Here is a 2,500-nt window from a genome sequence, read left to right as displayed (position 1 = left end):
TTCTCTGCGAAATCTATTTAGGTAGAGCGTCGTGTCTTACCCCGGGGGGTAGAGCACTGGATGGGTAATGGGGCCCCACAGGCTTACTGATCCTAACCAAACTCCGAATACCCGGGAGTACAATCACGGCAGACACACAGCGGGTGCTAACGCCCGTTGTGGAGAGGGAAACAACCCTGACCTCCAGCTAAGGCCCCTAATTCATGGCTAAGTGGGAAAGCAGGTGGGACGACCAAAACAACCAGGAGGTTGGCTTAGAAGCAGCCATCCTTTAAAGATAGCGTAACAGCTCACTGGTCTAATCAAGTTGTCCTGCGGCGAAGATGTAACGGGGCTCAAGCCATGAGCCGAAGCTGAGGACGCGTAAGCGTGGTAGCAGAGCGTAGTGTGATAAAACCTATTCCTCTTTAGGGTCTTCGGATCCTGCGGAGGATCGGGTTTGGCAATGAAGCCGGGGCGTGAGCCACCGGTGGAGCGATCACTAGCGAGAATGATGACATGAGTAGCGACAAAGAGTGTGAGAGACACTCTCGCCGAAAGTCCAAGGGTTCCTGCTTAAAGCTAATCTGAGCAGGGTAAGCCGGCCCCTAAGCCGAGGCCGAAAGGCGTAGGCGATGGGAACCAGTTTAATATTACTGGGCCAGGAGATGGTGACGGATCGTCAGAGCTGCATGTCCTTATCGGATTGGACATGCTTGGCAGCGGTCCCAGGAAATAGCCCTCCATCCGACCGTACCCTAAACCGACACAGGTGGACTGGTAGAGAATACCAAGGCGCTTGAGAGAACGATGTTGAAGGAACTCGGCAAAATACCTCCGTAAGTTCGCGAGAAGGAGGCCCGGGCCATGAGGTCCGGGGGCACAAACCAGGGGGTGGCGACTGTTTATTAAAAACACAGGGCTCTGCGAAGTCGCAAGACGACGTATAGGGTCTGACGCCTGCCCGGTGCCTGAAGGTTAAAAGGAGGGGTGAGAGCTCTGAATTGAAGCCCAGGTAAACGGCGGCCGTAACTATAACGGTCCTAAGGTAGCGAAATTCCTTGTCGGGTAAGTTCCGACCTGCACGAATGGCGTAACGACTTCCCCGCTGTCTCCAACATCGACTCAGCGAAATTGAATTGCCTGTCAAGATGCAGGCTTCCCGCGGTTAGACGGAAAGACCCCGTGCACCTTTACTACAGCTTCAGACTGGCATCAGGACTGCGATGTGCAGGATAGGTGGTAGGCTTTGAAACAGACACGCCAGTGTTTGCGGAGCCTCCCTTGAGATACCACCCTTCGCATTCTTGATGTCTAACCGCGCACCGTTATCCGGTGCCGGGACCCTCTGTGGCGGGTAGTTTGACTGGGGCGGTCGCCTCCCAAAGAGTAACGGAGGCGCGCGAAGGTTGGCTCAGAGCGGTCGGAAATCGCTCGTTGAGTGCAATGGCATAAGCCAGCCTGACTGCGAGACTGACAAGTCGAGCAGAGTCGAAAGACGGCCATAGTGATCCGGTGGTCCCGAGTGGAAGGGCCATCGCTCAACGGATAAAAGGTACGCCGGGGATAACAGGCTGATACTGCCCAAGAGTCCATATCGACGGCAGTGTTTGGCACCTCGATGTCGGCTCATCTCATCCTGGGGCTGGAGCAGGTCCCAAGGGTACGGCTGTTCGCCGTTTAAAGAGGTACGTGAGCTGGGTTTAGAACGTCGTGAGACAGTTCGGTCCCTATCTGCCGTGGGTGTAGGAGACTTGAGAGGAGTTGCCCCTAGTACGAGAGGACCGGGGTGAACGATCCACTGGTGGACCTGTTGTTGCGCCAGCAGCAGTGCAGGGTAGCTATGATCGGACAGGATAACCGCTGAAGGCATCTAAGCGGGAAGCCCCCCTCAAAACAAGGTCTCCCTGAGGGCCGTGGAAGACCACCACGTCAATAGGCCGGAGATGTAAGCATGGCAACATGCTCAGTTGACCGGTACTAATCGCCCGACAGGCTTGATTCGATCCAGAAAAAGACAGATCAAACCAAGATCAAAAGCACCAACACTTGAACAAAAGACACCTGGGAACACAGTCCCTGTTGATGATTTATCCGCTACGAATGTTGAGTTATTCCAACCGGGCCGTGCCGCAGGTTCTCTTCGAGAACCCGCTTACCGCGGCTCAAACCGAATAAATACTCAACATCCGCAAGCGGAGTTGAGTATTTATTCGGTTTGGTGGTCATAGCACGCGTGAAACACCCGGTCCCATCCCGAACCCGGAAGTTAAGCACCGACGCGCCAATGGTACTGCGGCTTAAGTCGTGGGAGAGTAGGTCACCGCCAAACCAAATAAATACTCAAAACTCTATATAACGACGATCAAAAACACACAGCACAACGAACACGAAATAACCAACGCAGCGCACGCTGCGCGCCGTGCAGTCGGCGGCGCAGAACCCGTCAGGCCAGAACCGCAGCGCCGGTCAGACCCCAAACCCAGCCGACCACGCACCGCAGAAATACAACCTCAATCGT

2 rRNA genes (1 of these 2 cut by a window edge) are annotated in these 2,500 nt (G+C 54.9%); both read left to right on the top strand.

The features are described 5' to 3' along the window. Positions 1-1,984, top strand: a 23S ribosomal RNA gene (locus D4754_RS23465); it begins 830 nt to the left of the window's first position. 212 nt (positions 1,985-2,196) lie between these two features. Continuing rightward, a 5S ribosomal RNA gene (rrf, locus tag D4754_RS23460) occupies positions 2,197-2,311 on the top strand. The last annotated feature ends 189 nt before the right edge of the window (positions 2,312-2,500 follow it).

The sequence above is a fragment of the Chachezhania antarctica genome, from assembly GCF_003646465.1.
GTDB lineage: Bacteria > Pseudomonadota > Alphaproteobacteria > Rhodobacterales > Rhodobacteraceae > Chachezhania > Chachezhania antarctica.
This window is presented reverse-complemented; position numbering and strand designations above follow the sequence as displayed.